The 25,041-nt window shown below is 64.7% G+C and carries 18 protein-coding genes; 9 read left to right on the top strand and 9 right to left on the bottom strand.

Annotation, left to right across the window (positions count from 1 at the left end; translation table 11 throughout):
- Positions 1 to 78 precede the first annotated feature (78 nt).
- Together C8J39_RS10100 and C8J39_RS10095 are read right to left on the bottom strand one after the other, a co-directional pair.
- Positions 79 to 2,553, bottom strand: a complete 2,475-nt coding sequence (locus tag C8J39_RS10100; protein ID WP_120300300.1) for a PhoX family phosphatase — start codon at positions 2,551 to 2,553, stop codon at positions 79 to 81.
- Positions 2,554 to 2,602: 49 nt separating this feature from the next.
- Positions 2,603 to 5,002, bottom strand: coding sequence for a TonB-dependent receptor (locus C8J39_RS10095; RefSeq protein ID WP_243649857.1), 2,400 nt, complete (start codon positions 5,000 to 5,002; stop codon positions 2,603 to 2,605).
- Positions 5,003 to 5,172: 170 nt separating this feature from the next.
- Here C8J39_RS10095 and C8J39_RS10090 point away from each other — a divergent pair, with 170 nt between their 5' ends.
- The 7 genes from C8J39_RS10090 (at position 5,173) to C8J39_RS10060 (ending at position 13,315) form a co-directional block, all read left to right on the top strand.
- Positions 5,173 to 6,852, top strand: a complete 1,680-nt coding sequence (locus C8J39_RS10090; protein ID WP_120300299.1) for an alkaline phosphatase — start codon at positions 5,173 to 5,175, stop codon at positions 6,850 to 6,852.
- 148 nt (positions 6,853 to 7,000) lie between these two features.
- Positions 7,001 to 7,894, top strand: a complete 894-nt coding sequence (locus C8J39_RS10085; RefSeq protein ID WP_120300298.1) for a fatty acid desaturase — start codon at positions 7,001 to 7,003, stop codon at positions 7,892 to 7,894.
- Entirely contained in the window at positions 7,891 to 8,688 is a 798-nt protein-coding gene (locus C8J39_RS10080; RefSeq protein WP_120300297.1) for a phosphate/phosphite/phosphonate ABC transporter substrate-binding protein, read from the top strand. The genes C8J39_RS10085 and C8J39_RS10080 overlap by 4 nt, the downstream gene beginning before the upstream one ends.
- A gap of 1 nt (position 8,689) precedes the next feature.
- Positions 8,690 to 9,652, top strand: a complete 963-nt coding sequence (gene epsC, locus C8J39_RS10075; RefSeq protein ID WP_120300296.1) for a serine O-acetyltransferase EpsC — start codon at positions 8,690 to 8,692, stop codon at positions 9,650 to 9,652.
- A complete protein-coding gene (locus C8J39_RS10070; RefSeq protein ID WP_183037971.1) occupies positions 9,649 to 10,419 on the top strand; it encodes a gamma-glutamyl-gamma-aminobutyrate hydrolase family protein in 771 nt (256 codons plus the stop codon). The genes epsC and C8J39_RS10070 overlap by 4 nt, the downstream gene beginning before the upstream one ends.
- Before the next feature lie 65 nt (positions 10,420 to 10,484).
- Positions 10,485 to 12,974, top strand: coding sequence for a TonB-dependent siderophore receptor (locus tag C8J39_RS10065; protein WP_165895174.1), 2,490 nt, complete (start codon positions 10,485 to 10,487; stop codon positions 12,972 to 12,974).
- Positions 12,975 to 13,096: 122 nt separating this feature from the next.
- Positions 13,097 to 13,315 carry a hypothetical protein gene (locus tag C8J39_RS10060; protein ID WP_120300295.1) on the top strand — a complete coding sequence of 73 codons (219 nt, stop codon included), beginning with the start codon at positions 13,097 to 13,099 and terminating at the stop codon, positions 13,313 to 13,315.
- Positions 13,316 to 13,692: 377 nt separating this feature from the next.
- Here C8J39_RS10060 and C8J39_RS10055 read toward each other — a convergent pair whose 3' ends face one another.
- From C8J39_RS10055 to C8J39_RS10045, 3 genes are read right to left on the bottom strand one after another with little or no spacing between them, the layout of a single operon-like run.
- Positions 13,693 to 14,319: a DedA family protein gene (locus C8J39_RS10055; RefSeq protein WP_243649855.1), complete on the bottom strand. Its 627-nt coding sequence runs from the start codon at positions 14,317 to 14,319 to the stop codon at positions 13,693 to 13,695.
- 44 nt (positions 14,320 to 14,363) lie between these two features.
- Entirely contained in the window at positions 14,364 to 14,864 is a 501-nt protein-coding gene (locus C8J39_RS10050) for a DUF1993 family protein (protein ID WP_120300294.1), read from the bottom strand.
- 22 nt (positions 14,865 to 14,886) lie between these two features.
- Positions 14,887 to 15,390, bottom strand: a complete 504-nt coding sequence (locus C8J39_RS10045; RefSeq protein WP_120300293.1) for a DNA-deoxyinosine glycosylase — start codon at positions 15,388 to 15,390, stop codon at positions 14,887 to 14,889.
- 111 nt (positions 15,391 to 15,501) lie between these two features.
- Here C8J39_RS10045 and C8J39_RS10040 point away from each other — a divergent pair, with 111 nt between their 5' ends.
- On the top strand, positions 15,502 to 17,013 hold the full coding sequence (locus C8J39_RS10040; protein WP_120300292.1) for an ATPase domain-containing protein: 1,512 nt from the start codon (positions 15,502 to 15,504) through the stop codon (positions 17,011 to 17,013).
- Position 17,014: 1 nt separating this feature from the next.
- A complete protein-coding gene (locus tag C8J39_RS10035) occupies positions 17,015 to 18,994 on the top strand; it encodes a hybrid sensor histidine kinase/response regulator (protein WP_120300291.1) in 1,980 nt (659 codons plus the stop codon).
- A 45-nt stretch (positions 18,995 to 19,039) separates the two neighbouring features.
- Here the strand turns inward: C8J39_RS10035 and C8J39_RS10030 are convergent, their stop codons facing one another.
- From C8J39_RS10030 to C8J39_RS10015, 4 genes are all read right to left on the bottom strand, one after another.
- Positions 19,040 to 21,436 carry a TonB-dependent receptor gene (locus C8J39_RS10030; RefSeq protein ID WP_120300290.1) on the bottom strand — a complete coding sequence of 799 codons (2,397 nt, stop codon included), beginning with the start codon at positions 21,434 to 21,436 and terminating at the stop codon, positions 19,040 to 19,042.
- 230 nt (positions 21,437 to 21,666) lie between these two features.
- Positions 21,667 to 23,085: a coniferyl aldehyde dehydrogenase gene (locus C8J39_RS10025; RefSeq protein ID WP_120300289.1), complete on the bottom strand. Its 1,419-nt coding sequence runs from the start codon at positions 23,083 to 23,085 to the stop codon at positions 21,667 to 21,669.
- 125 nt (positions 23,086 to 23,210) lie between these two features.
- Positions 23,211 to 23,732, bottom strand: coding sequence for a hypothetical protein (locus C8J39_RS10020; RefSeq protein WP_120300288.1), 522 nt, complete (start codon positions 23,730 to 23,732; stop codon positions 23,211 to 23,213).
- A 94-nt stretch (positions 23,733 to 23,826) separates the two neighbouring features.
- Complete coding sequence (locus C8J39_RS10015; protein ID WP_120300287.1) at positions 23,827 to 25,032, bottom strand: acyl-CoA dehydrogenase family protein; 1,206 nt, start codon at positions 25,030 to 25,032, stop codon at positions 23,827 to 23,829.
- Positions 25,033 to 25,041 lie beyond the last annotated feature (9 nt).

Below are 25,041 nucleotides of genomic sequence, written 5' to 3'. Positions count from 1 at the left end.
CCGGGGCGGTGCACAAATACAGGCCGAAATCATTTACAATCCTCCCCCTTGCGGGGGAGGATCGGAAGTTCGCCTGGCTTAAAGCCCCACGACACCCCCATCGGTCTTGGTGATCACGATCGTCGCGGACCGCGGCCGTGACGGCGTCGTCACCGCACCAGTCTGGTTGGCTGGCCAGCTGCTCGTGATGTTCGTCGGCCCGCCATTCTCGCCCGGATGCTGGATATTCACGAACAGCGACCGGCCGTCCGGCGTCGTATGGATACCGGTGATCTCGCACTCCTTCGGCCCGACCAGGAAGCGGCGCAGTGCCGCGCCCGGTGCCTTGCCGACCCGCGTCGTTACCGAACCGGTTGCCGCACCGATCGTGTTGGTCACCGTCCGCGTGCCGCCGTCGTTGACGATCCCCGGTACCGAGGCGAGCAGCATGCAGTTGGTGACGTCCGTGAATGCGCCGTCATCCGTCTCGATCCACATCACCGGTGCGATCGTCCCCGAAGCATTGCTCGGCAGGCCGAACCACAGGCCGTCGGGCGACGAGAAGTCGTTGGTCGCATCGAGACCCGACAGGTTGATGTTGGTTGCATCCAGATCGGAGCCGGCCCCGAACGCATAGATGTCCCAAGCGAACGTCGTTGCCTCGGATGTGTCACCGGTCTCGCGCAGGCGGATGATGTGGCCGTTGGCGTTACCCGTGGTCTGGCCGCCCGTGGTCTTGGGATCGACATAGGCGCGCGGGTTGGAGGCGTCCGCGGTAGCCACCGTCCGCGACGAGTTGTTGGTGAGCGTGCAATACATCTCGCCGGTTGCCGGGTTCACCGCCGTCCACTCCGGCCGATCCATGCGCGTCGCACCCAGCGCATCCGCTGCCAGTCGCGTGTTGATCAGCACATCGACTTGGCTCGAGAACGGATAGGCTCCGTTTGCGGAGGTGAGGGGGCCCTGGCCGAACACCAGTGGGAGCCACTGACCGCTGCCATCCGCCGCGAGCTTCGCGACGTAAAGCGTTCCCGCATCGAGATACTTGTCGCCGATCGCGAGACGGTTCGCAGCCGTTGCATCCGCTGCCGACCACGGCGTGGCCGATACGAACTTGTAGATGTACTCGTTCTGCGCGTCGTCGCCCATGTAGAAGGCCGGCTTCACGCCCGCGATCGTACGGCCGATCTGGCAGCCTTCGTGGTTCATACGACCGAGTGCGGTTCGCTTGCGCGGCGTCGAGGCTGCGTCGAACGGGTCGATCTCGACAACCCAGCCGTACTGGAAGATCTCGTTGCGGAAATCGCCCGTGCCGTCGGCCGGCGCGCTGGCCTGTGCGGTTATGTTCCAGCGCGAATAGATCGTGCTGGTCGCGTCGGCTGGCGTGACCGTCGACCAGCCATAGTTACCGCCGGTGTTGCTCTCGCCCTTGCCGTAGCGCGTCAGCGAGGTGTTCGCCTTTACGCCCACGGGGCCAGTTGCCGCGCGCCGCGCCGCGTCGCCGACCTCACGCTTGAAATAGCCGACCCAGTTCTCTTCGTTCGTCAGGTACGTGTGCCAAGGCATTGTACCATTTGCGCAATTGTTGATCGTGCCGCGGCCCGTGGTGGCATCCGGCGAGTAGCGCGTCTTGAGGCTGTCGGCACCGCGCACAGGGCCCGAGAAGCTCATCGGCGTCAGCGGGGTAATACGGCGGTTGAAGGACGACGCGGTTGTGTAGCTCCAGGCGGCGGCGCGGTTGACCTCGATCACCGATACGCCGTGGCACTCCATCTCCTTCAGCACTTCGGCTTCGGGACGGGCGCCTGCGGTCGTGGTCGGGCCGTTCGGATGCAGATAGGCCTGGGTGATGTTCTCGTGGTTGAGCACGAGCAGGCCGCGCGTGTTGCCGTTCGCGTCGGGCGTTCCAGTGGCGGACATGCCGAAATAGCTCATGCCGTCATGATGATCGCCCGCGCGCTTCGAGAAGGTCGCGTCGGTACCGTCATTGGCATACGCGCCGACGCCGCTGCCGATCGGATCGCCGAGCCGGTACAAGACTGTCACCGCATAACCCGCAGGCACTGCAACGACATCCGCGAGGCTCTTCGCAACGGCCGTGAAGCCGAGCGATGCCGCGCCGACGGTCACGCTGGTCGTCGCGCTGACCGAACCGCTGGCCGAAACTGCGGTAAACTGGAAGCTGAGGACGGTCCCGGCAGCAGCACCCGGTACGACGAAGGTCGCGGTGGCGGTCGAGGCACCGGCGAGCGTGACGGCGGGGCCGGCGGTCTGGGTCCAGGTCACGCTGTCGACCTGGCCGATCGCTGCGCCGGTCAGCGTCGCGACGCGGCCCGCGGTCGAGCTCCCGCCGGCTGTCGCCGTCACCGTGACGGGGCTCGAGCCGTTGCCGTCATTGTCGTCGTCGCACCCGGTCAGCAACATGCCGCCGAACACCGCCGCGGCGGTCGCGGACATGCCGCCCATCAAGGTCTGGCGACGCGAGTACCGCGATTCGATCAGGTCGTTGATATGCGGGTTGGCGGTCGGATTGGTGTCGATATCGCCGTCGGTATAGATGGTCTCGAACGTCATGCTTGGTCCCCCCGGGGATGGTTGCGTGGTGTGTAACGATGCGTGAGAGTTAGAATTTTGCGCCCAGCTCGACGCCGTAGAAGCGCGGCTCGCCGGCGATGTAGGTCGGGATGCCGAAGCCGCCGCCGGTGTTGCCCGCGTCGATCAGGTAGCGCTTGTTGGTCGCGTTCCGGACGAACCCGCCGACGCTGTAGCGACCCTGTGCGAACTCGACCCCGGCGCGAGCGTTGACCAGCGTGTAGCCGGGCGTGCTGATGGCCGGGTTGTTCGGCAGTTCGAAAAACGCCTTGGTGCGGTAGGTGACGCTCGGCGTGGCGTAGACCGTCGCGCCGCCGACCGGCAGGCGGAGGATCACACCGCCCGACGCGGTCGTGTCCGGCTGAAGGCGGAAGCGGTTGCCGGCGAATACGCCGTTCGCCGCTTCGTCGCCGATGCCGCCGTCGATGTACGCAAACGTCCCGAACACCGAGAGATACGAGGCGAGCTTCAGATTACCTTCGAGCTCTACGCCAAGGTTCTTGGCCGATCCGGCGCTCTGTGTCGTCGTCACGCCGTTGTTCGTCACCGACACCTGGAAGCCGTCATAGGTCTGGTAGAAGACCGATGCCGCGCCGCTGAACGGGCCGACGCGACCCTTGATGCCGCCTTCGTAGTTCCAGACGTTCTCCTGCGGTACGACCTGCAGGTTGGGACCGACGCCGAACGCGGTGCGCTGAGCGGCTAGCTGGACCACCGGCGAACGGCGCCCCTTGCTGATCGTCGCGTAGAGATTGACCGCGTCGTTGAGCTTCAACAGCGCGTTGAAGCGCGGCAGGATCGCCGTGAAGCTCTTCTCCGCGACGAACTTGTTGCCGTTGGTGTTGGCCGTGCCGAGCAGACTCGACTGGATGCCGAGTGCCGCCAGGATCACCGAGTTCGGCTGGACCGACGAATAGCCCGACTGGCGATCCTCGATCAGGATCCGCGCACCCACGGTCAGTTCGAGTGCCGGCACCGGGATGTACGTCGCATCGGCGAACACCGAGTAGGTGTCGTTGTTGCCGTAGTTCGTGAATTCCGCGGCGTAAGGTATTGCCGTTGCACGACCACCTGTGAGCGCTGCGGTCGCGCGCGTCGCCGGAACCGTGCCGTTCGGTGCGACGCATCCGGTGCCCGTCGGGATGCCCGCGCCGTTCAGTGCCGCGCGGATCGGCGCATAGGCAGCGGCGACCGAGCAAGCGAGATACGTGCCCTCTTCGGTCGCGAACGGAACGCGCTGGAAGCCGTTCTCGAAGAACGCGTTCCAGCCCACCGAGGCGCGATACTTGGGCCCTTCGAAGGCAAAGCGGCTTTCATGGCTCCACTGGTCGCCCTTCGCGTCTTCGGCGAACTCGAGATACGCGGCGGGCCCACCATCGGCGTCGAACACTTCGAGCGCGTCGAACTTGCGATACCCGTTGACGGTGGTGAAAGTGATCCCCGGCGACAGGTCCGCGGTGATCGTCAGGTTCGCGTCGTAGACGTTGCGGTCGAGACCAAGCTTGCGCGCGCCGAGTGCAGTCGCGCTGTACGGCGAGCCCGAAAGTTCCGCGTAGCCATAGTCGCCGGTCTGGCCGCCGGTCGGGGCGTGCGCGCGGCTCTTGAACGCGGTGCCGGGGTTGCGCTGTCCGTCATAGGTCAGGACGAGATCGGCGGTGATGCTGTCGCTCGGGCGATAGCGGAGCGAGCCGCGGATGCCGCGCTGGTCCTGCCCGTTCAGATCGTCCTGGTCGACGCCGCCTTGGTTCTGGTTCGGCACGTTCGCGTCGCCGGCAATGTTGCGGACGTAGCCCTTGCGATATTTATACGCGAAGGCGATGCGACCGGCGAGCACGTCGTTGCCCGCATTCAGGAAGCCAGACACCTGCGTGCGGTCGAAATTGCCGTACGTGCCGTTGATCGCGCCCGATACGCCGGGCTCCGGCTTGGCAGAGACGAGGCTGATCGCGCCAACCGCGGCGGCGGTGCCGAACAAGGTCGCCTGCGGACCCTTCACGACTTCGATCCGTGAGAGGTCGAACAGGTCCTGATATGCGCCGCGCGAACGGCTGATGTCGATACCGTTGTAATAGAGCGTGACGCGCGCGCCCTGCTGCGACGAGCCGTTATCCGAGGTGATGCCGCGGATCACGAAGCCGGGGTTGTTGGCGCTCTGCTCCTGGATCTGGAGGCCGGGAATATAGGCGGCGACTTCGCTCAACGAGTTGACGCCGATCGACGCCATGCGGGCGCCGGTGAGCGCGGTGACGGTGATGGGGACGTCTTCGATCCGCTGTTCGCGCTTCTGCGCGGTGACGACGATCTCGTCGTCCGACGTTGCGGCCTCGGTTTCGGCTTGGGCAGTGGCTGGCGTGCCGGCTTGTGCGAGCGCCATGGTCGAGCAGGTCGTGGCGAGCGTCGCAACTGCGAGCCGCGTGAAGATACGTGTCATTAAGTCCCCCGTGTCGTTGCCGCCGCACTAGGGGGACGAGGTGACGTTTCGATGGCGTCTTCATGAAAGCAAAATGACTATTCCGTAACGGCGCTGTCACATCGTTGCCGCCGGGGTGTCTTCGATCGTGGCTAGCAGGCGGGCAACACCCGTTACGAAAGCCTGAGACGATGACGATCAACCGCCGCGATGCGCTTAAGAATGCCCTTAAACTCGCTGGCTCCGGCGCGACGCTCGCGCTTCCCGCGGTAGCGACACAAGCGGCAGGTACGGCGAAAGCGCGCTTCGATCACGGGGTGGCGAGTGGTGATCCTTCGGTCGACGGCGCCATTCTCTGGACACGGGCGACACCGGTCGATGCGACGCAGGCCGGCGACATCGCGCTGACCTGGCACGTCGCGGAGACCGAAGGCGGCAAGCCGATCCGCTCGGGCACGATCAAGGCCCGCGCCGCGCGTGACTTCACCGCCAAGGTGGAGGCGACCGGGCTCCAGCCGGGCCGCGAATATCGCTACTGGTTCGACGCCGCGGACGGCACGCGATCGCCGGTCGGCCGGCTCCGGACGCTGCCGAAGGGCAAGGTCGCCAATGTCGTGATGGCCGTCGTCTCGTGCCAGCTTTACGCGGGCGGGCTGTTCAATGCGTATGACGCGATCGCCAAGCTCGACCGGCTCGACGCCGTGCTTCACCTCGGCGACTATATCTACGAATACGGCGTCGACGGGTACGGCGCCGACATCGCCAAGAAGATCGGCCGGCTGGTCGAGCCGCGGCACGAGATCGTCAGCCTCGCCGACTACCGGATGCGCCACGCGCAGGTGAAGCGCGACGTCGACATGCAGGCCGCGCACGCCCGCGCCGCGTTCATCTGCGTGTGGGACGATCACGAGGTCGCCAATGACGACTGGATGCACGGTGCCGAAAACCACGATCCAAAGACCGAGGGCGACTGGGACGCGCGCAAGGCGGCGGCGATGCAGGCGTATTTCGAATGGATGCCGATCCGCGACCCCAAGCCCGGCCAGCCCTGGGCGGCAATCAACCGCAGCTTCGATTTCGGCGATCTCGCGACGCTGGTGATGGTCGAGACCCGGTTGCTCGCGCGCAGTCATCAGGTCGTGTCGAAGGGCGAGGCGATCACACCCGCAGAATACGCGCCGATGCTGGCGGAACGCGCGCGGCCTGACCGCGAACTGCTCGGGCCGGCACAGCTCGCCTGGGTCGAGAAGACGATGGCAACGTCCGTGTCGGCGGGGAAACCGTGGCAGGTGCTGGGCAACCAGATCGTGATGGCGAAGGTCACGGGGCCCGACATGGAGCGTCAACTCGGGCCGGTTAAATTCGGCGAGACGATGGCGAAACTGCCGGCGATGTGGCGCGAGCGACTGGCGGCGGGCATCGCTTCGTACCGAGCCGGCATGCCGTTCGGTCTCGACAGTTGGGATGGCTATCCGCCCGCCCGCGAGCGTCTGTACGCGGCGTTCCGGCGGGCGAAGTCGCGGCCGATCGTGCTGTCGGGTGACAGTCATGCCGCCTGGGCGAACGATCTGCACGACGACGCGGGCAAGCTGGTCGCAGTAGAATTCGGCTGCACCGCGATCACCAGTCCGTCCTACGGATCGCTGTTGCCGGGGATTGGAACGTTGATCGCAGACGCGAACAAGGGTGAGGTCCGGTTCTGCGACCAGGACGCCAAGGGCTTCACGCTGCTGACGCTCACGCCTGAGCAGGCGACCGCCGATTTCGTGACCGTGTCGACGGTGCTTGCCAAGCCGTACACCCAAGCGACCGTGAAGCGGTTTCGTGCACAGGCTGCTCGGCCCGAACTGCCGCTGGAAGAGATCGCCTAAAACGATCCTCCGTTCGAATAGGATTGGAAACCGGTCGCCGATCGCTCGGGCTAGCGCCTGACAATCAAAGTTTTTCCGCCGCAAAGTTCAATCGACTTTCAATTCCCATTCAGCGAGGGGATATTCATCTCATCGGACGGAGATGGGAATGCAGCGAGAGGCTTCGAGTTCGACGGTAGGATGGCCGACCGTCCTTCTGGCAGGTATTGTGTACGGCGGATGGATGGTCGCGACGGCGTGGCATACGGTCATTTCGACGCCGTTGCTGGTGCTGATCGGCGGGTGGTTGCTCGCCTGGCAGGGATCGCTGCAGCACGAGGTCATTCACGGGCATCCCACGCGGATCCGATGGATCAACGACGCGATCGGGTTTGCGCCGCTGTCGTTGTGGCTGCCCTATCGCCTTTATCGCCGCAGCCATGTCGCGCATCACCGCGCGGAGGTCATCACCGATCCTCGGCATGACCCAGAGTCCCGCTACCGCGTGCAGGCGCGTGGTTTCGCCGCAGTCCTCGGCCGGCTTCAATCCACGCTTCTCGGTCAGATGGTCTTCGGACCTGCGATCTCGGTCGGCCGGCTCTTCCTGCAAGAGTCCCGCCGACTGGCGCGCGAACCGGCGTGCGTAGCGCGCGACTGGGCGCCACACCTCGTCGCGGTCGCGCTGGTGCTCTGGTGGCTCGACCATGTCGGTCTTGGCGTCGTCCGTTACGTGCTCTGCTTCGTTTATCCGGGCATGGCGCTGACCATGGTGCGCTCCTACGCCGAGCACCGCGCCGATCTCGTGAGCCCCGGTCGTGCCGCCAGCGTCGAGCATGGCGGGCTGCTCGGGCTGCTGTATCTCAACAACAATTTGCATGCCGCACATCACGAGCGGCCGTCGCTCGCCTGGTACGACCTGCCAGCGTACCATCGCCGTAACCGAGCGCGGTTCGCGGAGGCGGGGGCGCCGATCTATCAGGGGTATGGCGAGATCGTCCGGCGGTTCGCATTCAGCGCGCATGACGACATGGTCCACCCCCTCCACCGCGAGCCCGTGTCTTGACGGGCCGGATCGCCTCGCTCGGGATGTACGATCACCCCGCGCAGCATGATGCGAACGACCGGCTGTGGTCGGCGATCGCTGCCGTCCTGCGTGAGCGCGGTGTCGCGGATGTACCCGATCGGCTCGATCGAACGCGCGACGTCCATGCGATCTGGTGCGATCCGGCGTTGCTGTTCGGCCAGGCCTGTGGCTATCCGTTGATAGCCGGTCCGACGCTGGATCTGCGCGTGATCGCGTTCCCGATCTATGCCGAGCAAGAAAGTGGCAGCGTGATCGTGGCGAGAGCGGACGATCCCCGCGGTTCGGTCGCGACGTTTCGCGGTAGCCGCGCGGCCATCAACGACCGCCAGTCGAACACGGGCATGAACCTGTTCCGCGCGACGGTAGCGCCGTTTGCGGGGCAGGGGGCGTTCTTTGCCGAGGTGATCGAAACCGGCGCGCATCGGGCCAGCATCGTCGCGGTCGCGGCGGGCAAGGCGGATCTCGCGGCGATCGACCGCGTGACCTATGCGGCGATCGCGCGGTTCGAGCCGGCTTTGGTTGCGGGCTTCAAGATCGTCGCACCGAGCCCCGCATCGCCGAGCCTGCCCTTCGTGACCGCGGCCGGGACCGACGCCGAGACGGTGGCGGCATTGCGAAGCGCGCTCGATCATGTCGCCGCCGATCCCGATCTGGCGGCGGTGCGCGAGACCCTGTTTCTTGCCGGGATCATACCCGCCGAGCCAGACGCGCTGACCCCAATATCGACGCTGGAAGCCGAGGCCGTCCGGGCCGGCTATCCCACGCTCCGCTGACATGAAGGACAACGCCGTGTCATCAGCATCCGACCCGATCGACCTCTCCACGACGATCGACGAACTGCGCAGCGCGCGTGGTGCTTGGCGGCAGGAACAGGACGGCCGGCATAGCGTCGCGCGCTTCCCGTCGCTGGACGAGACCGGCCGCGCGCTCGACGATCTCGTCGCGGCGCTGTTTCCCGGGCGGCTCGGCATGTTCGCCGGACCGGTCGATCGCGAGGATGCGTTCGTCGAGACGCGGCTGCGACAGGCGCTGGAACGGCTGCAACGGCAGGTCGAACGCGAGTTCGCCTATTGGCAGGAAGAGGCGGTGCTGTCGTTCGACGTCAGCCATGCGAGCATGATCATCGGCCTGTTCTGTGCGGAACTCGGACCGATCCGCGAACTGGTCGACGACGACGTCCGCGCCGCGTTTCTCGGCGATCCGGCGGCCCGAAGCGCGGACGAGATCCTGATCTGCTACCCCGGCATCGTCGCGATCCTGTTCCACCGGATCGCGCACGCACTCTACGGGCTCGGCGCGCCGATCGTCGCGCGGATCATCTCCGAACTCGCCAACAACCGAACCGGCATCGACATCCACCCCGGCGCGACGATCGGCCGCAGCTTTTTCATCGATCACGGCACCGGCGTCGTGATCGGCGAGACCGCGATCATCGGCGACCGCGTACAGATCTACCAGCACGTCACGCTCGGCGCGCGCAGTCCGCTCGGCGTGACCGACGTGTCAGCGCGCGAACGGCTCGCGCGGCATCCGATCGTCGAGGACGACGTGGTGATCTATGCCGGCGCGACGATCCTCGGCCGCGTGACGATCGGGCAGGGCGCGACGATCGGCGGCAATGTCTGGCTGCTGGAGGATGTGCCTGCGGGGAGTGTCGTCGCGCAACCGACCGCGGTGATCCTGGCAGGCGATGCCGCCGACCAGTTGCACGAGACGCTGCGGGGTCGAGCCGCATGATGCGCTTTGCCTGCTGTCGTCGGGAGGACGGGCCGCCCAAGCCCGTGATCGGGGTGTTGTGCTGCAACGAAGTGGTCGATCGGCCGATCCAGGCGGTCGCTACCCGCTTCGTCGAGCCGTTGGTGCGCTATGCCGGCGCGACCGTCCTGCTGGTGCCGGCGGTGGCGGATGCGATGGACACGCGCGCACTGGCATCGCGGCTCGACGGGTTGTTGTTGACCGGGTCGCGGTCGAACGTCGCGGGGGCACGCTACGGCAAGTCGGACGCGGCCGACGACGCTCTCGATCTGGACCGTGATGCGGTGGCGCTCGAACTTGCGGGCCGGATGATCGAGGCGGGGCGGCCGGTGTTCGGTATCTGCCGCGGGTTGCAGGAGCTGAACGTGCTGTTCGGCGGCACGCTGACCGATGCGCTGGACGATGGCCATCACCGGTCGACCGACGACGCGACCGCGTACGAGACGCTGTTCGACCATGTCCACGACGTTAGACTGCGATCGGGCGGGATGCTCGCGGCCGCGATCGCCGAGCGCAGCATCTCGGTCACGTCGGTCCACCGGCAGGGTATCGATCGGTTGGGGAAGGGCCTCAGCGTCGAGGCGCATGCGGTTTCGGACGGGCTGGTCGAGGCGTTCTCGGCGCGCCCGTGCGGCGGCGACGTGCTCGCGGTGCAATGGCATCCCGAATGGGACGTTGCAGCCAGCGCATCCAGCCGCGCATTCTTTTCACTTATCGGCCAGTCGCTTGGGACCTATCGGGACCGATGACTGCGACCGCTCGTTTGGTTCGCACGGAGATCGTCGCAGAGCGATCCACTAACAGGGACACTATCATGACTGCTTATCGTACCGCGTTGACGCTCGCCGCCTCGACCCTCGCCTTCGCCAGCGCGCAGGTAGCCCATGCGCAGGACGTGCCCGCGCAAACCGCGACCGCGCCTAGCGCCGACCCTGCTGCGGCGCCCGATATGGGAGACGATATCATCGTCACGGGCACACGCGCGGTCGGTCGGTCGCGTCTCGACAGCGCGTCGCCGGTCGACGTGCTGAGTTCGGCCGCGATCCAGCGCCAGGGGACGACCGAACTGGGCGCGGCGCTGTCGGCGATCGCCCCCTCGATCGATTTCCCACGGCCGTCGGCGGTCGATGGCACCGACGCGATCCGCCCGGCGACGTTGCGCGGCCTGTCGCCCGACCAGACGCTGGTGCTGGTCAACGGCGTGCGCGGCCATACCGCGGCACTGCTGAACGTCGGTGGGTCGGTCGGGCGCGGCTCGGCTGCGGTCGACCTGAACACGATCCCGACAGTGGCGCTCGACCGTATCGAAGTGCTGCGCGACGGGGCGTCCGCACAATATGGCTCTGATGCGATCGCCGGTGTCGTCAACCTGCGGCTGCGCGAAGCCCGGTCGGGCGGCGGCATGACCGTCAACTACGGCATCTACAACACCGATATCGACACCGCGCGCGGCAGCCGCAGCACGAATGGCGAGCATGCGCTGACCGTGTCCGGCTGGCAGGGCATCGGCTTTGGCGAGGACGGCTTCCTGACCGTTTCGGGCGAGTATCTGGATCGCCAGGCGACCAACCGCGCTGACTTCGACACGCGCGCGCTGGTCAAAATCCCTGGGACGCCGGGTCGTGTGACCGGCCTCTTCGGCGATCCGAAGGTCGAGCAATACAGCATCTTCGCCAACGCCGGCACGACGCTGACCGGCACGTGGAAGCTGTACGGCTGGCTCGGCTATCAGGACCGCGACACGCGCAGCGCGGCTTTCCCACGGTTGCCGCTCGCGTCGGACCAAGTCGCCGTCGACCGACTGACCTTGGCAGGACTTTCCGATGGTTTCTTGCCGCTGATCAATACCAAGTCGCGCGACATAAACTCGGCGATCGGCATCAAAGGCGTGGTCGCCGACTGGAACGTCGACCTGAACGCAAGCTATGGCCGCAACAAGATCGGGTTCCGCACGCTGGATTCCGCGAACTATGCCTATGGCCGCACCACGCAGCGCGACTTCTCCGACGGCGCGCTGATCTATGACCAGTACATCGTCGGGCTTGATGTTGATCGCAAGTTCGACGTGTTGCAGGGCGTCAACGTCGCGTTCGGGCTCGAAGGGCGCCGCGAAGGGTTCAAGATCCAGTCCGGCGAACTCGCATCCTATGGCTATCCCGCCGCTGGGACAGTGACCGGCGCACTGCCGACCGCACCCCCAGGCGCGCAGGGCTTTGGCGGTTTCTCGCCGGACAACGCGATCGAGCGGAGCCGTCGCAACGGCAGCGTCTATCTCGACGTAGAGGCGCAGGTGACGGACAAGTTGCTGCTCGGGCTCGCCGGACGCGGTGAGGATTATTCCGATTTCGGCTCGACCGGCACCGGTAAGGTCTCCGCGCGCTATGACTTCGCGCGCTGGTTTGCATTGCGTGGAACGGCATCGACAGGCTTCCGCGCGCCGGCTCTGCAGCAACAGTATTTCACGTCGGTCGCAACCGTCATTCAAAACGGAAACCCAGTTCAGACCGGAACCTACCCATCGGTAAGCCCCATTGCGGCTAGGCTCGGAGGCCTTCCTCTCGAGCCTGAGAAGTCGACCAATTTTTCGGTCGGTACCGTCATTCGCTTCGGCGGGTTCGACCTGACCGTCGATGCGTACCACATCCGCATCCGCAATCAGATCGGTCTTTCGGAGAACATCACCACGTCGTCGACCCAATCTGCCGCGGTCAATGCGCAGATCCTCAACTTGCTCGCAGGATCAGGGGCAACGGCAGCGCGGTTCTTCGTCAACGGCATCGCCTCGACCACAAAGGGCATCGACGCCGTGGCGCATTACCGGCTGCCGACCGATGCTGCCGGGACGTTCGACCTGACGATCGCCGGCAACGTCAACGACGTGAACGTCACCCGCGTGCCGACATCGACCTCGACGCTCAACCCCGCACCGACGCTGTTCGCCCGCAACCGCATCGAATCGTTGGAGAACGGTACGCCGGGCGAGAAGGTCACCGGCTCGATCGACTGGTCGCTCGACCAGCTCGGGGCGCTCGCCCGCGTCACCTATTATGGCGACGTGACTCAACCCGGCACGACCCCGGCCGGCGACGTGCACAGCGGCAAGCACCTGATCACCGATCTCGAACTCCGCTACCAGGCGAAGAAGGGCGCACAGATCGGGCTCGGCGTCAGCAACCTGTTCGACGTCTATCCCGACGCGACGAGCATCGCGAACAACCCGACCGGTGTGATCGGCTATCCGTATTACTCGCCGTTCGGGTTCAACGGCCGCTACGTCTACGCACGCGCCGGCCTGAGCTGGTGATTAAATCATAGTGGTACGATAGGGTATTGCGTTCGACCGCATCGCTGGGTAGCTTTCGGTTCCAGGATCGATTTTGCGCATTGCGATCGTAATTCTGCACTAGTCATCACGGAGACCATTCGATGAAGAAGATCACGATCGTGCCAATCATTGTAGTCCTGGCACTTGGCCTCGCCGCCTGCACGAAGCCCGCAGCGACCGAGAACGTTACCGACATTCAGTCGAACACGGTCGTCGAAGAGTCGGACGCGAATCTTTCCGCTGTCGATGGTATCGAGACGAGCAACTCGGCCGATCTCGAGAACTCGGTCGATTCGAATTCGAGCGGCAACGCGCTCTGATCAACGACCTGAAATTGTAACAGGTGGCTTGGTTCGGCAATCGACCCATCTGTTCGAAGACTCGAAAGGCGACGTACTTTCCGTTCTGGGGAAGTCGTCGCCTTTTGTATTTCTGATCGATCGAAGTACGTTTTAAAGCCGATGCATTTCGGCGCACTTTATACTCTACTCACCGAGGATAGTGAATAACTCTATTCCTATTTGATAAGTGGGTATTACAACGGGGTAACGTCAAGGCGAAGTGAAGCTCCCTAGACGGAACCTAGTGGTCCAGTGGAGCCCTTCTGCTGGGCCACCATTTTTGAGCGCGAGCTCTGGAAAAGTTCGCGGCCTGCCGGCATCTGACAGGGGCCGTATTCTCGAGTATTCGCTATTAGTCAGCTGGTCTTCGGTACCGCGTTGGATCGACGTCCGCGCCAATAACGGATCGCGGTCATCACCACCGCAACAACGACGGCGAGGATCGCAACGCCGGCCAACTTGTGCTTCGGCATGATACTGTGGACCGCGTCGAGCAGCGTATCCCCGAACAGATAGCCGATGCCGGTGAACATCACGCCCCAGACCACCGCGGAGATCGCGTTGAGCAACATGAACGTGCGTGCGGGGACATGCGACGTGCCGATCGCAATGGGACTGATCGTCCGCAGGCCGTAGAGAAAGCGAAAGCCGAGGATGAAGACCGTCGGGTGACGTTCCAGCGTATCGAGTGCCTTGGCGAAGGCCGGCTTGGCGGCGATCTTTCGGACGCGGGCGGTGTCGCGGTAGCGGCGCCCGGTGAGGAAGAAGAGCTGGTCCGCGGCGAACGATCCCGCGACTGCCGCAGCGGCGCTGCCCCAGAGCGGCAGCAAATGCTGGTGCGCCAGCACGCCGCCGGTCACAACCGCGGTTTCGCCTTCGAGCCCCGCACCCAGGAATATCGCGGCGAGGCCGTATTGGGCGATGAGCGTTTCGATCGACATCGCTTGCCCTTGCCGCAGCGCGAAGTTCTCCGCCAGCATCATTTACCCGCCTCGCTACAGGCGGTTATCGACCAATTGGCGGGCTGCTACCGGCCGAGATAGTCCATCTTGCCGATCGGTACGCCGCGCATCCGCAACAGCGCGTAGGCGGTCGTGATGTGGAAATAGAAGTTGGGCAGCACGAACCCGAGCACATAGCTCTGTCCCGTAAAGTCCAACGTCCGGCTGGGCGTGACGATCGTGACGACAGCATCTTCCTTGCCGTCGATCGCGTCGCGCGGCACGCCATCAAGGAACGCGAGCGTTGCGACGATGCGCTGCTGGAGCGCTGCGAAACTCGTCTCGTCGTCGGCCATCGCGATCGTCGGGACGCCGCCAAGCCGGACCATCGCGCCCTTCGCCGTATCGCTGGCGCGCTGGATCTGCGCGGTCAGTGGCGCCATGTCGGCGATCAGTCGCGTGCCGAGCATGTCCGCCTCGGCGATGCCGTGCTCCTGTGCATAGGCTTCGCCCGATTTCAGGATCGCCGAAAGACTGGCGAAACCGCGGCGAAAGGCGGGGACGGTGAGGTCATAGAGCTGGGTCATGGACGCAGGCGTAGGCGCGCGATCACGTCCGGTCGAGGAGGAACGCGGCGAGCTGGTTCCAGGCGGGCTGCTTTGCCGCGACGCCGATCGTGTGCAGCGGGCTGCTGGAGGGAAGCGCGACGACGCTCGGTCCAGCATAGTTTGATCCGAGCAGCTTCAGGCCCTGCTTGAGCGCGGTACCGCCGTTGAAGGCGACGGCGCGAAGCTTCGGTAGTTGGCCGATGAGCGCGACGATGTCGTTGCCTTCGGCGTCGAGGATCGCCGCGTCGTTGCTTCCACTCCGCCGCGCCGACCCGATCACGTCCCACAGCGCCACGCCGCTCGCCCGCAACGCCGCCAGCCGATCCTCATAGTCGAGCGTAACGAGATCGCAGCCGACGACCGGCGACATCAGCTGCCAGAACTGGTTCTGCGGATGCGCATAATAGCGCTGCGCGGCAAGCGACCGGTCGCCCGGCAGGCTGCCCAGAACCAGAACACGCGCTTCAAAATCGAAAATTGGCGGAAACGAGTGCTTGAGCGACATTAAGTTCCTCGGACTGTCACGACCGTAAGACTATGCGATACGCCGGTTATAACCTAGGGTCGGCACATATGGTCGCACCACGCGCGGTACGATCACAGGAAGGACTGCCACTTGGCACTGAACGGACAACTACCGGCGCTCGCACGAACCGGTATCGACGGGCTCGACGACATTCTCAATGGGGGGCTGACACCGGACCGGATGTACCTCGTCGAGGGTACGCCCGGCACGGGCAAGACGACGCTCGGACTCGGCTTCCTGCTCGCCGGCGCTTCGGTCGGCGAGGCGGGTCTGTATATCACGCTGGCCGAGACCGAAGTCGAGTTGCGCGCGGTGGCGCAGACGCATGGCTGGTCGCTGGACCCGCTGACGCTGTTCGAGATGGTGCCGGCCGATGGCCTCGGCGAAGACCATGAACAGACGTTGCTGCATCCGAGCGAAGTCGAACTCGGCGAGACGATCCGCGACGTGATGGCGAAGGTCGACGAGCTTCGGCCGAAGCGCGTGGTGATCGACAGCCTGTCCGAACTGCGCCTGCTCGCGCAAAGCCCGATCCGCTATCGTCGCCAGATTCTCGCGCTCAAGCACTTCTTCTCGACGCGCGCCTGTACCGTGCTGTTCCTCGACGACAAGAGCGGCTCGGGCAGTGATCTCCAGTTGCACAGCATCGCGCACGGTGTGATTTCGCTCGAACAAACCTTGTCGGGATTCGGTGCGCAACGTCGTCGCATGCATGTCGTGAAGATGCGCGGCGTGCGGTATCGCGGTGGCTATCACGACTTCGAGATCGAACGTGGCGGGCTTTGCGTGTATCCACGCCTGATCGCGTCCGAACACGTCATGAAATATTCGGACGATGCCGTGTCGACCGGGTCGACCGAGCTCGACACGCTGCTGGGCGGTGGCCTCATTCCCGGCACCGCGACGTTGCTGACTGGGCCGGCCGGTGTCGGGAAGACGACGGCATCGGTGCAGTCGATGATCGCAGCGTTGAAACGTGGCGAGCGGGCTGCGTATTTCCTGTTCGACGAGCGATTGCCGACGTTGCTGAAGCGTAGTGCGTCGCTCGGCATGGACCTGATGCCGTTCGTCGAGAACGGGCAGCTCGAGTTGCGGGCGATCGATCCCGCCGAAATGTCGCCGGGCGAGTTCTCTGGGGCGGTGCGGGCTGCGGTCGAACAACACGGCGCGAAGATCGTCGTGATTGACAGCCTAAACGCCTACCTCCAGGCGATGCCGAACGAACAGTTCCTGATCCTGCAGATGCACGAGATGCTGACGTATCTCGGCCAGAAGGGGATCGTCAGCCTGCTGATCCTCGGCCTGCACGGGATTACCGGCGACGTTCGATCCGACGTCGACCTCAGCTATCTGTCCGATACGATCGTCCAGCTCCGCTATTTCGAGGCGCATGGCGAGGTGCGGCAGGCGATTTCGGTGATCAAGACGCGCACCGCACGGCACGAACGCACGATCCGGGAGTTTCAGATCGGTAGCAACGGATTGCTGGTCGGCGAGCCCCTTCGCGAATTCCAGGGCGTGCTGACGGGTGTTCCGACATTCTCGGGCGAAGGAAAGACGTTGATGGCCAGCCGAATGGGGATGCAGGACTCGCGCGTCTGACATGGACGATCGCGTCCTGATCCTGGCGCCCCGTGGGCGCGATGCGGCAATCGCGTCGGACCTGCTCGGGCGGAATGACATCGTCGCTTACGTGTGCCGCGACCAGATGGACCTGATCGCCGAACTCGCCAAGGGCGCGGGCGCGGTGATGCTGACCGAGGAAGCACTCGCGACCGAAGAAGTCGTCCCGCTGGCGGAATGGGTCGCGGCGCAACCCAATTGGGCGGATATCCAGTTCGTCGTGCTGGCAAACGGTACGCGGACGCCGCGGACGGCGCGCGCGACGCAGCGGCTTACCGATCTCGGCAACGTCCTGCTGCTGGAACGGCCTCTGCATGCGGAGGCGATGCTAGGCGCGATCCGGTCGGCGCTGACGGCGCGGCGGCGGCAATATGAGTTGCGCGACGTCGCAGTGACGCTCGAACGCGCGGTGCTCGACCGCACCAGCGAGTTGCGAACCGCGCGCGAAAGCTTGGAGATCGCGCTCGAAGCCGCCGGCATGGGAAGCTGGGACATCGACCTGACGACCGGCGAATCCCGGCGTACGCTGCGGCACGACGCGATCTATGGCTATCCGGAGGGTCGGCCCGACTGGACGATGGAAACCTTCCTTAGCCATATCGACGTGAAGCAACGCGGTATCGTCACGCGCGCGATGACCGAGGCGACGCGAACCGGCGTGATCGACGTCGAATATCGCATCGATGCGGCCGACGGCGCTTCGCGGTGGCTCGTCGCCAAGGGGCGCGTCCAGTATGACGATGCCGGCAAGGCGGCGCGAATGACCGGCGTGGTCTCCGACGTCACCGATCGCAAGGAGGCCGACGCGCAACTCGCGCAGGCGCAGAAGATGGACGCGATCGGCCAGCTGACTGGCGGCGTCGCGCACGATTTCAACAATCTGCTGACGCCGATCGTCGGCAGCCTCGACCTGCTCCGCCGGCGGCACAAGGACGACGAGCGTACGCAGCGGATGATCGGCGGCGCGTTGCAGGCGGCGGAGCGGGCGGCAACGTTGACCCAGCGGCTGTTGGCGTTCGCCCGGCGGCAGGCTCTCCAGCCGCGCGCCGTCGATATCGGCGCGCTGATCGACGGATTGGTCGACCTGATGCGGCGCTCGCTCGGGCCGTCGATCGCAGTGACGCTTGAGATTCCGGGGCATTTGTCCTCGGCGCGCGTCGATCCCAACCAGCTCGAACTCGCATTGCTCAATCTGGCGATCAACGCGCGCGACGCCATGCCTGGCGGTGGCAAACTGACGCTGACCGTCAGTGAGGTCGTCGTCGACGATCGCAACATGGTCGGCCTTGCCCCGGATCGCTACGTACGGATCGCTGCGATCGATACCGGCGTTGGCATGGACCGCGCCACGCTCGCCCGCGCGACCGAGCCGTTCTTCTCTACCAAGGGGGTCGGCAAGGGCACCGGGCTGGGGCTCTCGATGGTCCACGGGCTCGCCGCGCAGTCGGGCGGCACGCTCCGCCTGACGAGCGAACCGGGTTCCGGCACGACCGTCGAGCTCTGGCTGCCGGCAACCGAGGAAGCGGCGACCGAGACGGTCGAGAACACCGCGGAGCCGGTCATCGCGCGGCGTGCGGCCAAGGTGTTGCTGGTCGACGACGAGGACCTTGTACGCGCCGCGACCGCCGACATGCTGCGCGACATCGGCTATGTCGTAGTCGAGGTCCCCTCCGCCAGCCAGGCGCTGTCGGCCATCCGATCCGGCGTGGATGCGGACATACTCGTCAGCGATTATCTTATGCCGGGCATGACAGGTGGGCAGCTCATCACCGAACTCTGGTCGTCGGGCAACCGCATCCCGGCGTTGCTGGTGACTGGCTATGCTGCGGCGGGCGAGGACGTGCCCGAGGGGGTCACCCGTTTGTCGAAGCCGTTCCGCCAGACCGATCTCGCCGCGCGGGTCGACGAACTGCTGCGTCAGTCGCCGCCGGGCCGCCCGAAGCTGCGCGCGGTAGAGTGAGATCGGACCGGGCGGATACCGCCCGGCCCGATTTCCTTCCGGGTTTTAGAAGCCCTTCTTCAACGACACGAAGAACTGCCGTGGCGCGCCGGCGAGCAACGTCTGGTTGTCACCGCTGGCGGCGAAACCATTCGACCCGATCGTCGAAATATACTTCTTGTTGGTAAGGTTGGTGACGTTGCCTTCGATCGCGACGCCGTGCAGCGCGCCATCGCCTTCGAAGCGGTAGCCGATGCTGGCGTCGACCAGCACGCGGCTCGGCACCGACTGGTCGTTGAGATAGGTGAAGTAGCGCTTGCTCATGTAATCCGCGCCGACCCGGCCGGTGAAGCCCGACTGTTCGAGGACGATCTCGCCCTTGACCATGTGCTTGGGGGTATCGACGACGGTGTCGCCCTTGCGGACCTGGACCGAACCGGACGCGTCGGTGACCGTGTCCTGATATTCCGCGTTGGTGTAGGAATAGCTGGCGAACAGCGAGAGCGGCCGGAACACGCGGTAGTTGGCGGAGACTTCGGCGCCGTAAGTGCGCACGCTGCCCGCGTTGTTGAGCGTCGGTGCGTTGCCGAGAATGCCGACGCCGTTCGCAAAGGCGAGCAGGCGGTTCGAGAAGTCGACATAATAGCCGACTGCCGAAGCCTGGAACGGCCCGCTGTGCAAACGGACGCCGCCCTCAGCGGTCTTCGAGCGCTCGGGCTTGAGGCGCCCGCGGACGGCGTTGAAGCCGGCCTGCGTCGCCGCGAACGGCCCGGTGGTCGCCGACGAGACGAACGCACGCATGTTCTCGGTATAGTCCGCGAACACTTCCGCCGCCGGGGTCAGCTTGAACAATATGCCGGCCTGAGGCTGGAACCAGTCCTTGGCGGAGATACGGCCGACCGAGAGCGGCGAGCTCGTATCGGGCAGCATCGTCGCGCTGTTGACGACATACGCGCCCTTCCACCCGGCGTTGACGATCAAGCGGTCGTTGATGAGTTTCAGCGTGTCCTCGACATGATACTGCATCGTGTCGGTGCCGTATTTGCCGTCCCACTGCGTCGCGTAGGAATTCTTCTGGAATTTCAGCACGTCGCGGTTGGGCTCTGCGCTGTCGGTCATGCCGTAGAAGCGCCGCGCCTGGGTGAAGGTGTTGGTCTCGAGCCAGCCACCGATCTCGAAGGTGTTCGCGCCGGTCTCATAGGCGATGTTGCTGAGCGCTCCGCCGCGCTTGATGCTGTATTCCGTCGTGCGGAAGCCGAGTGGGCTCGGCGCGGTGATCGCGCTGCCGTCCTGGTTCAGTGCGCCGGCCGGGGTCGGCGAATAGGGCGTGATCCACGACCCCTGACCCTTGTTGTTGTGATAGTAACCGGTCGTGGTCATCGTCAGCTCGGGCGTCAGGTTAGCGTCGAGCGTGACGCCGCCGAGGTAATCCCGCCGGACGCCACCTGCATCGAAATACGCATCGTCGACCGTGCCGAACCCGGTCGGGAAGGTCGTGCCGGTGCCGGCCCATGGCGCGACGAAGCCGACCGACGACCCGTTGTTCGCCTTCGTATACGTCGCGAGCGAACCCTGGTTCTGGTAGGTCTTCGCGATCTGGAGCGCGAGCGGATAGTTGTCGGCAATGTTGTCGTTGCGCAGGCCGCGACGACGGATGATGTCGTAGCTGAGATCCTGGTAATCCTGCTCGCGACGATCGGAGAAGTTCACGAACGCGGACAGGCTGCCGAACGCGCCGAGGTCCTTGACGATCTTGCCGTTCGCCTGATGCTGGCGCTGGACGCCGTCGCCTTTCCACTTGTCGGTGGTGAGGTAGCCATAGCTCAGATAGCCCTTCAGCCCGCCACCAAGATCGCCGCTGTCGATACGCGCATAGCCGCGGTACGTGTTGTCCGAGCCATAGGTGCCGCCGCCGGTGACGTTGGCGGTATCGCGGGGCTTGTCGCTGAAGAACTGGATCGTGCCGCCGAGGTTGCTAGTCGAGGCGGTGCCGAGCGCGCCCGCGCCCTGTGCGACTTCGGTGCGGGCGACGTTCTCGGAGATGATCGCGCGGCTGATGTGCAGGCCGTTGACGTTGCCGTAGCTCATGTCGCCGAGCGGCACGCCGTCGAGCGTGAAGCCGAGCTGGTTCTGGTTGAACCCGCGCAGCGAGATGCGGACCGCCCATTCATACGCGCCGAACGGGTCGGACGCCTGGAAATTGACGCCAGGAAGCTTCTCGATCGCCTTCAGTGGGCTCGAACCGGGGGTGAGGCGTGCGAGGTCGACGGCGCTGACGCTCTGCACCTGGCGGCTCTGCCCGAAGCCGAGCACGACGATGTCGGACGACGTCTCGGATGCCGGATCGGCTTGGACTTCTGCCGGCGCAGCTACCGGGGTTTCCGGTGCGGCCTGGGCAAACGCGGCAGGCGTGGCGAGCGCCGCGAGTGCGACACCGGCGAAAAGCGACGATATGGTCTGCATGATGTCCCCTGAAGCGCGACGGCGCTCAGCGGCCCTTTGCCGATCGACGTGACGCGTCGGCGACAGATCGAAGACGAATTCGAGACGGTCGGCGATATTGTTACGGTAGTGACCCGAATGCCTCGCTCAACGGGACGACCGACCTCCCTCTCTCAACGGGGAGAGGGAAGGGGCCCGCGGCTACTTTGCCGTGGGAAGGGTGAGGGCACGTGTGCCAGTCACGATAGCCATCACCCCCGCATCATACGCGCGATCGTCTTCGCCGCCGCCGCACCATAAGGCGCCTTGAGCCCGGCAATCTTGGCGACGTCCAACTTCGACTGCTTGTAGACCGCCCGCGCATGGCTGAACGTACGGAAGCCGTCGATCCCGTGATACGCGCCCATCCCCGACGGTCCGCTGCCGCCGAACGGGAGGTCCTCCATCGAGACGTGGAAGATCACGTCGTCGAGCGTCACGCCGCCCGAGATCGTCCGGTCCATCACCCGACGGCGCTCGGTGTCGTCGGTGCCGAAATAATAGAGCGCGAGCGGCCGATCGCGGCGGTTCACCTGCGCGATCGCGTCGTCGATGCCGTCGTAGCGGCGGATCGGCAGCACCGGGCCGAAGATCTCTTCCTGCATGACGATCATGTCGTCGGTCGCGTCGCGGACGATGTGGAGCGGCATTTTCCGCGAGTTGGCAGCGCCGAAATCCTCATTGGCGGGGTTCACGACCTCGACCGTTGCGCCCTTTGCACGGGCGTCGGCGATCCAGTCGGTGAGGCGCTGGTGGTGGCGATCGTTCACGACCGACGTGTAGTCTGCGTTGGCGAGCAGGGTGGGGTACATCGCGCTGGCTGCCGCCTTGATGCCGTCGACGACCTGCGCCTCGTTTGCGGAGGGCACGAGCAGGTAATCGGGTGCGAGGCAGATCTGTCCCGCGTTCATCATCTTGCCGAGCGCCACGCGTTCGGTCGCCCGCGCGATATCCGCCGAGGCGCCAAGAATGACGGGCGACTTGCCGCCGAGTTCGAGCGTGACCGGCGTCAGGTTATCGGCGGCGGCGTGAAGGATGTGGCGACCGATCGCAGTCGCGCCGGTGAAGATCAGATGGTCGAACGGCAATGCGGCAAACGCCTTCCCGACATCCGCACCGCCCGAGATGACGGCGAATTCGTCCTGCGCGAAATATTTCGGCACGACGTCCTCGAACAGCGCGGCCGTCGCGGGCGTGTACTCACTGGTCTTCGCCATCGCGCGATTGCCCGCGGCGAGCACGCCTGCGAGCGGCGCCATCAGGAGGTTAACCGGGAAATTCCACGGAGCGATGATGCCGATGACACCCTTTGGCTGGTATTCGACCCACGCCCTCGCCCCGAGCAGTCCGAGTGGAAACTGGACCGCGCGCCGCTCCCGCCGCATCCACCGATCGAGATGCTTGGCGGCATGCGCGATCGGCGCGAGCGAGGCGCCGATATCGGTGATCATCGTCTGCTCGCGGCTACGGTGCCCGAAATCCTCCGATACCGCGTCGCAGAACGCCGCAGCATTATCCCGCACCATCGCCGCCGCGCGCTTGAGCCGGTCGAGGCGGACCGTCTTGGTGACGGGAAGCTCGGCCATGAACGCATCACGCTGGGCTGTGAGGATGGTTTGCAGGTCAGTCATCAGAGCGTTCCTGTGGATAGTGGTCGGCGATCAATACGATGTTGAATTGTAGTAAAATCTCGGGCCTCTATCGATGTTTAGGATAATGCTTTTATTCTCATAAAAATACGAAAATTGGCGATATACTATTGAACGGGCCATACTGGTCGTTGTAATTCCTTACCCGTAATCAGATCCTCAATTAGTTTGAGCTGACCAAAAACTAAGGCTCTAATATGTTCTCGTTCTTCTGGCGTTCCCTCTCGGCCGACCAAATCTATGGCTATCGATTCGAGAAAAAGGTTCAGTAATTTGAGAGAGCTTCCCGAAGCGACCAAATTGCGGGCAGCCGAGCGGGGTCCCTGGTTTCTAAGTTCAAATATAGGAAATCGGTCTATTTCGCTTGCGACCGAGATCATGCTCAATCCCGCAGCGCGCACTGATAGGGCGGTAGGCAAGAAGTTGGCTGATGTCCGATGGTAGCTCTCGATAACCTCGTAACTGTTTTGTAAAAGGCGACCTGCTGCATTTTTCAACTGCTTACGCCTTTGCCAATGTGGCGCGAAGGCGGTGAAGTAGGTTATCGCTAAGGCAATTATGGCGCCAGCAAACTGTGCCCATCCTGACAAGGCTTGGTGAGTTTCTAACCATGTAATGAGATTAGCCACCCCACCTCCGTCATCGGCTGAAATTAGCCCTAATAGTAAGTGCTAAGCACATTTACCCCGTAAACGCGTATCATATACGTAACCGATCAAATGTTTACGCCCCCACCGGCAAATCCCGGAACGGCTGGTCCTTGTCGACGCGAATTTCACCAGGCAGGCCGAGCACGCGTTCGGCGATGATGTTCTTGAGGATCTCGTCGGTGCCGCCGGCGATGCGCAGGCCCGGCGCCCACATCGTCGCGGCGTGGAACGCGCCCTTCAACGGCGTCAGCGCGGGGTCGGATATGATGCCGTATTGATCGCCGGCCTCGACCGCGGTGTTGCCGATCGCCTGCAACTGGTTGGCGGCGACGATCTTGCCGATCGAGCTTTCGGGGCCGGGCACCTGTCCCTTCGACAGCGCGGTGATCGTCCGCATGCGAGTGTTGCGCAGGCCTTCGGATTGCACCCACCAGTCGGCGAGCGTCTGGCGGAACGCGGCGTCCTTCAGCAGCGGCCCGTCTGCGCCGTTGGCCTGGGCGGCGAAGGCGAGGATGTCTTCGGGCCCGACACCGCCACTCGTGCCGATCGCGAGGCGCTCGTTCATCAGCGTGAACAGCGCGACCTTCCAGCCGCCGTCTACGGGACCAAGACGCTGCGCGTCGGAAATCCGGACGTCCTCGAACCACACTTCGTTGAAGCTCGACCCGCCGGACATCTGGTGGATCGGACGGATTTCGATGCCCGGCGCCTTCAGGTCGAGCCAGAACATCGTCAGGCCCTGGTGCTTGGGCACGTCGGGGTTGGTACGGACCAGGACGATGCCATAGTCGCTGTAATGCGCGCCCGAGGTCCAGACCTTCTGGCCGTTGATCACCCAGTCGTCGCCGTCCCTGACCGCGCGCGTGCGGATTGCGGCGACGTCGGAGCCGCCGGCGGGTTCGGAGAAGAGCTGCGACCAGATCTCGTCGCCGCGCACTGCGGAACCGACGAAGCGGTGCTTGGTCGCGTCATCGGCATAGGCCATCACGGTCGGCACGCACATGCCGAGGCCGATCGTGAAATAGCTGCCGTCGACCGCGTGTTTTGCCTCTTCCTGTCCGAAGATGACGCTTTCGATCGGGGTGCCGCCGCCGCCGCCCCATTCCTGCGGCCAGGTGATGCACGCATAGCCGCCGGCCGCTTTCCTTGCCTGCCATGCCTTCGCCTTGGCCATGTCGTCGGGGTAGTGGCTGGAGTCATGTTCGGCGATGTTCGCGTCGAGCCAGTCGCGTGCGGCGGCGCGATACGTGGCTTCGGCGTCGCTGTCCTTGAAGTCCATGATCGTCCT

This window comes from Sphingomonas sp. PP-CC-1A-547 (genome assembly GCF_003610375.1).
Lineage (GTDB): Bacteria > Pseudomonadota > Alphaproteobacteria > Sphingomonadales > Sphingomonadaceae > Sphingomonas.
The sequence above is the reverse complement of the archived record's forward strand: the minus strand, read 5'-3'. Positions and strand labels throughout refer to the sequence as shown.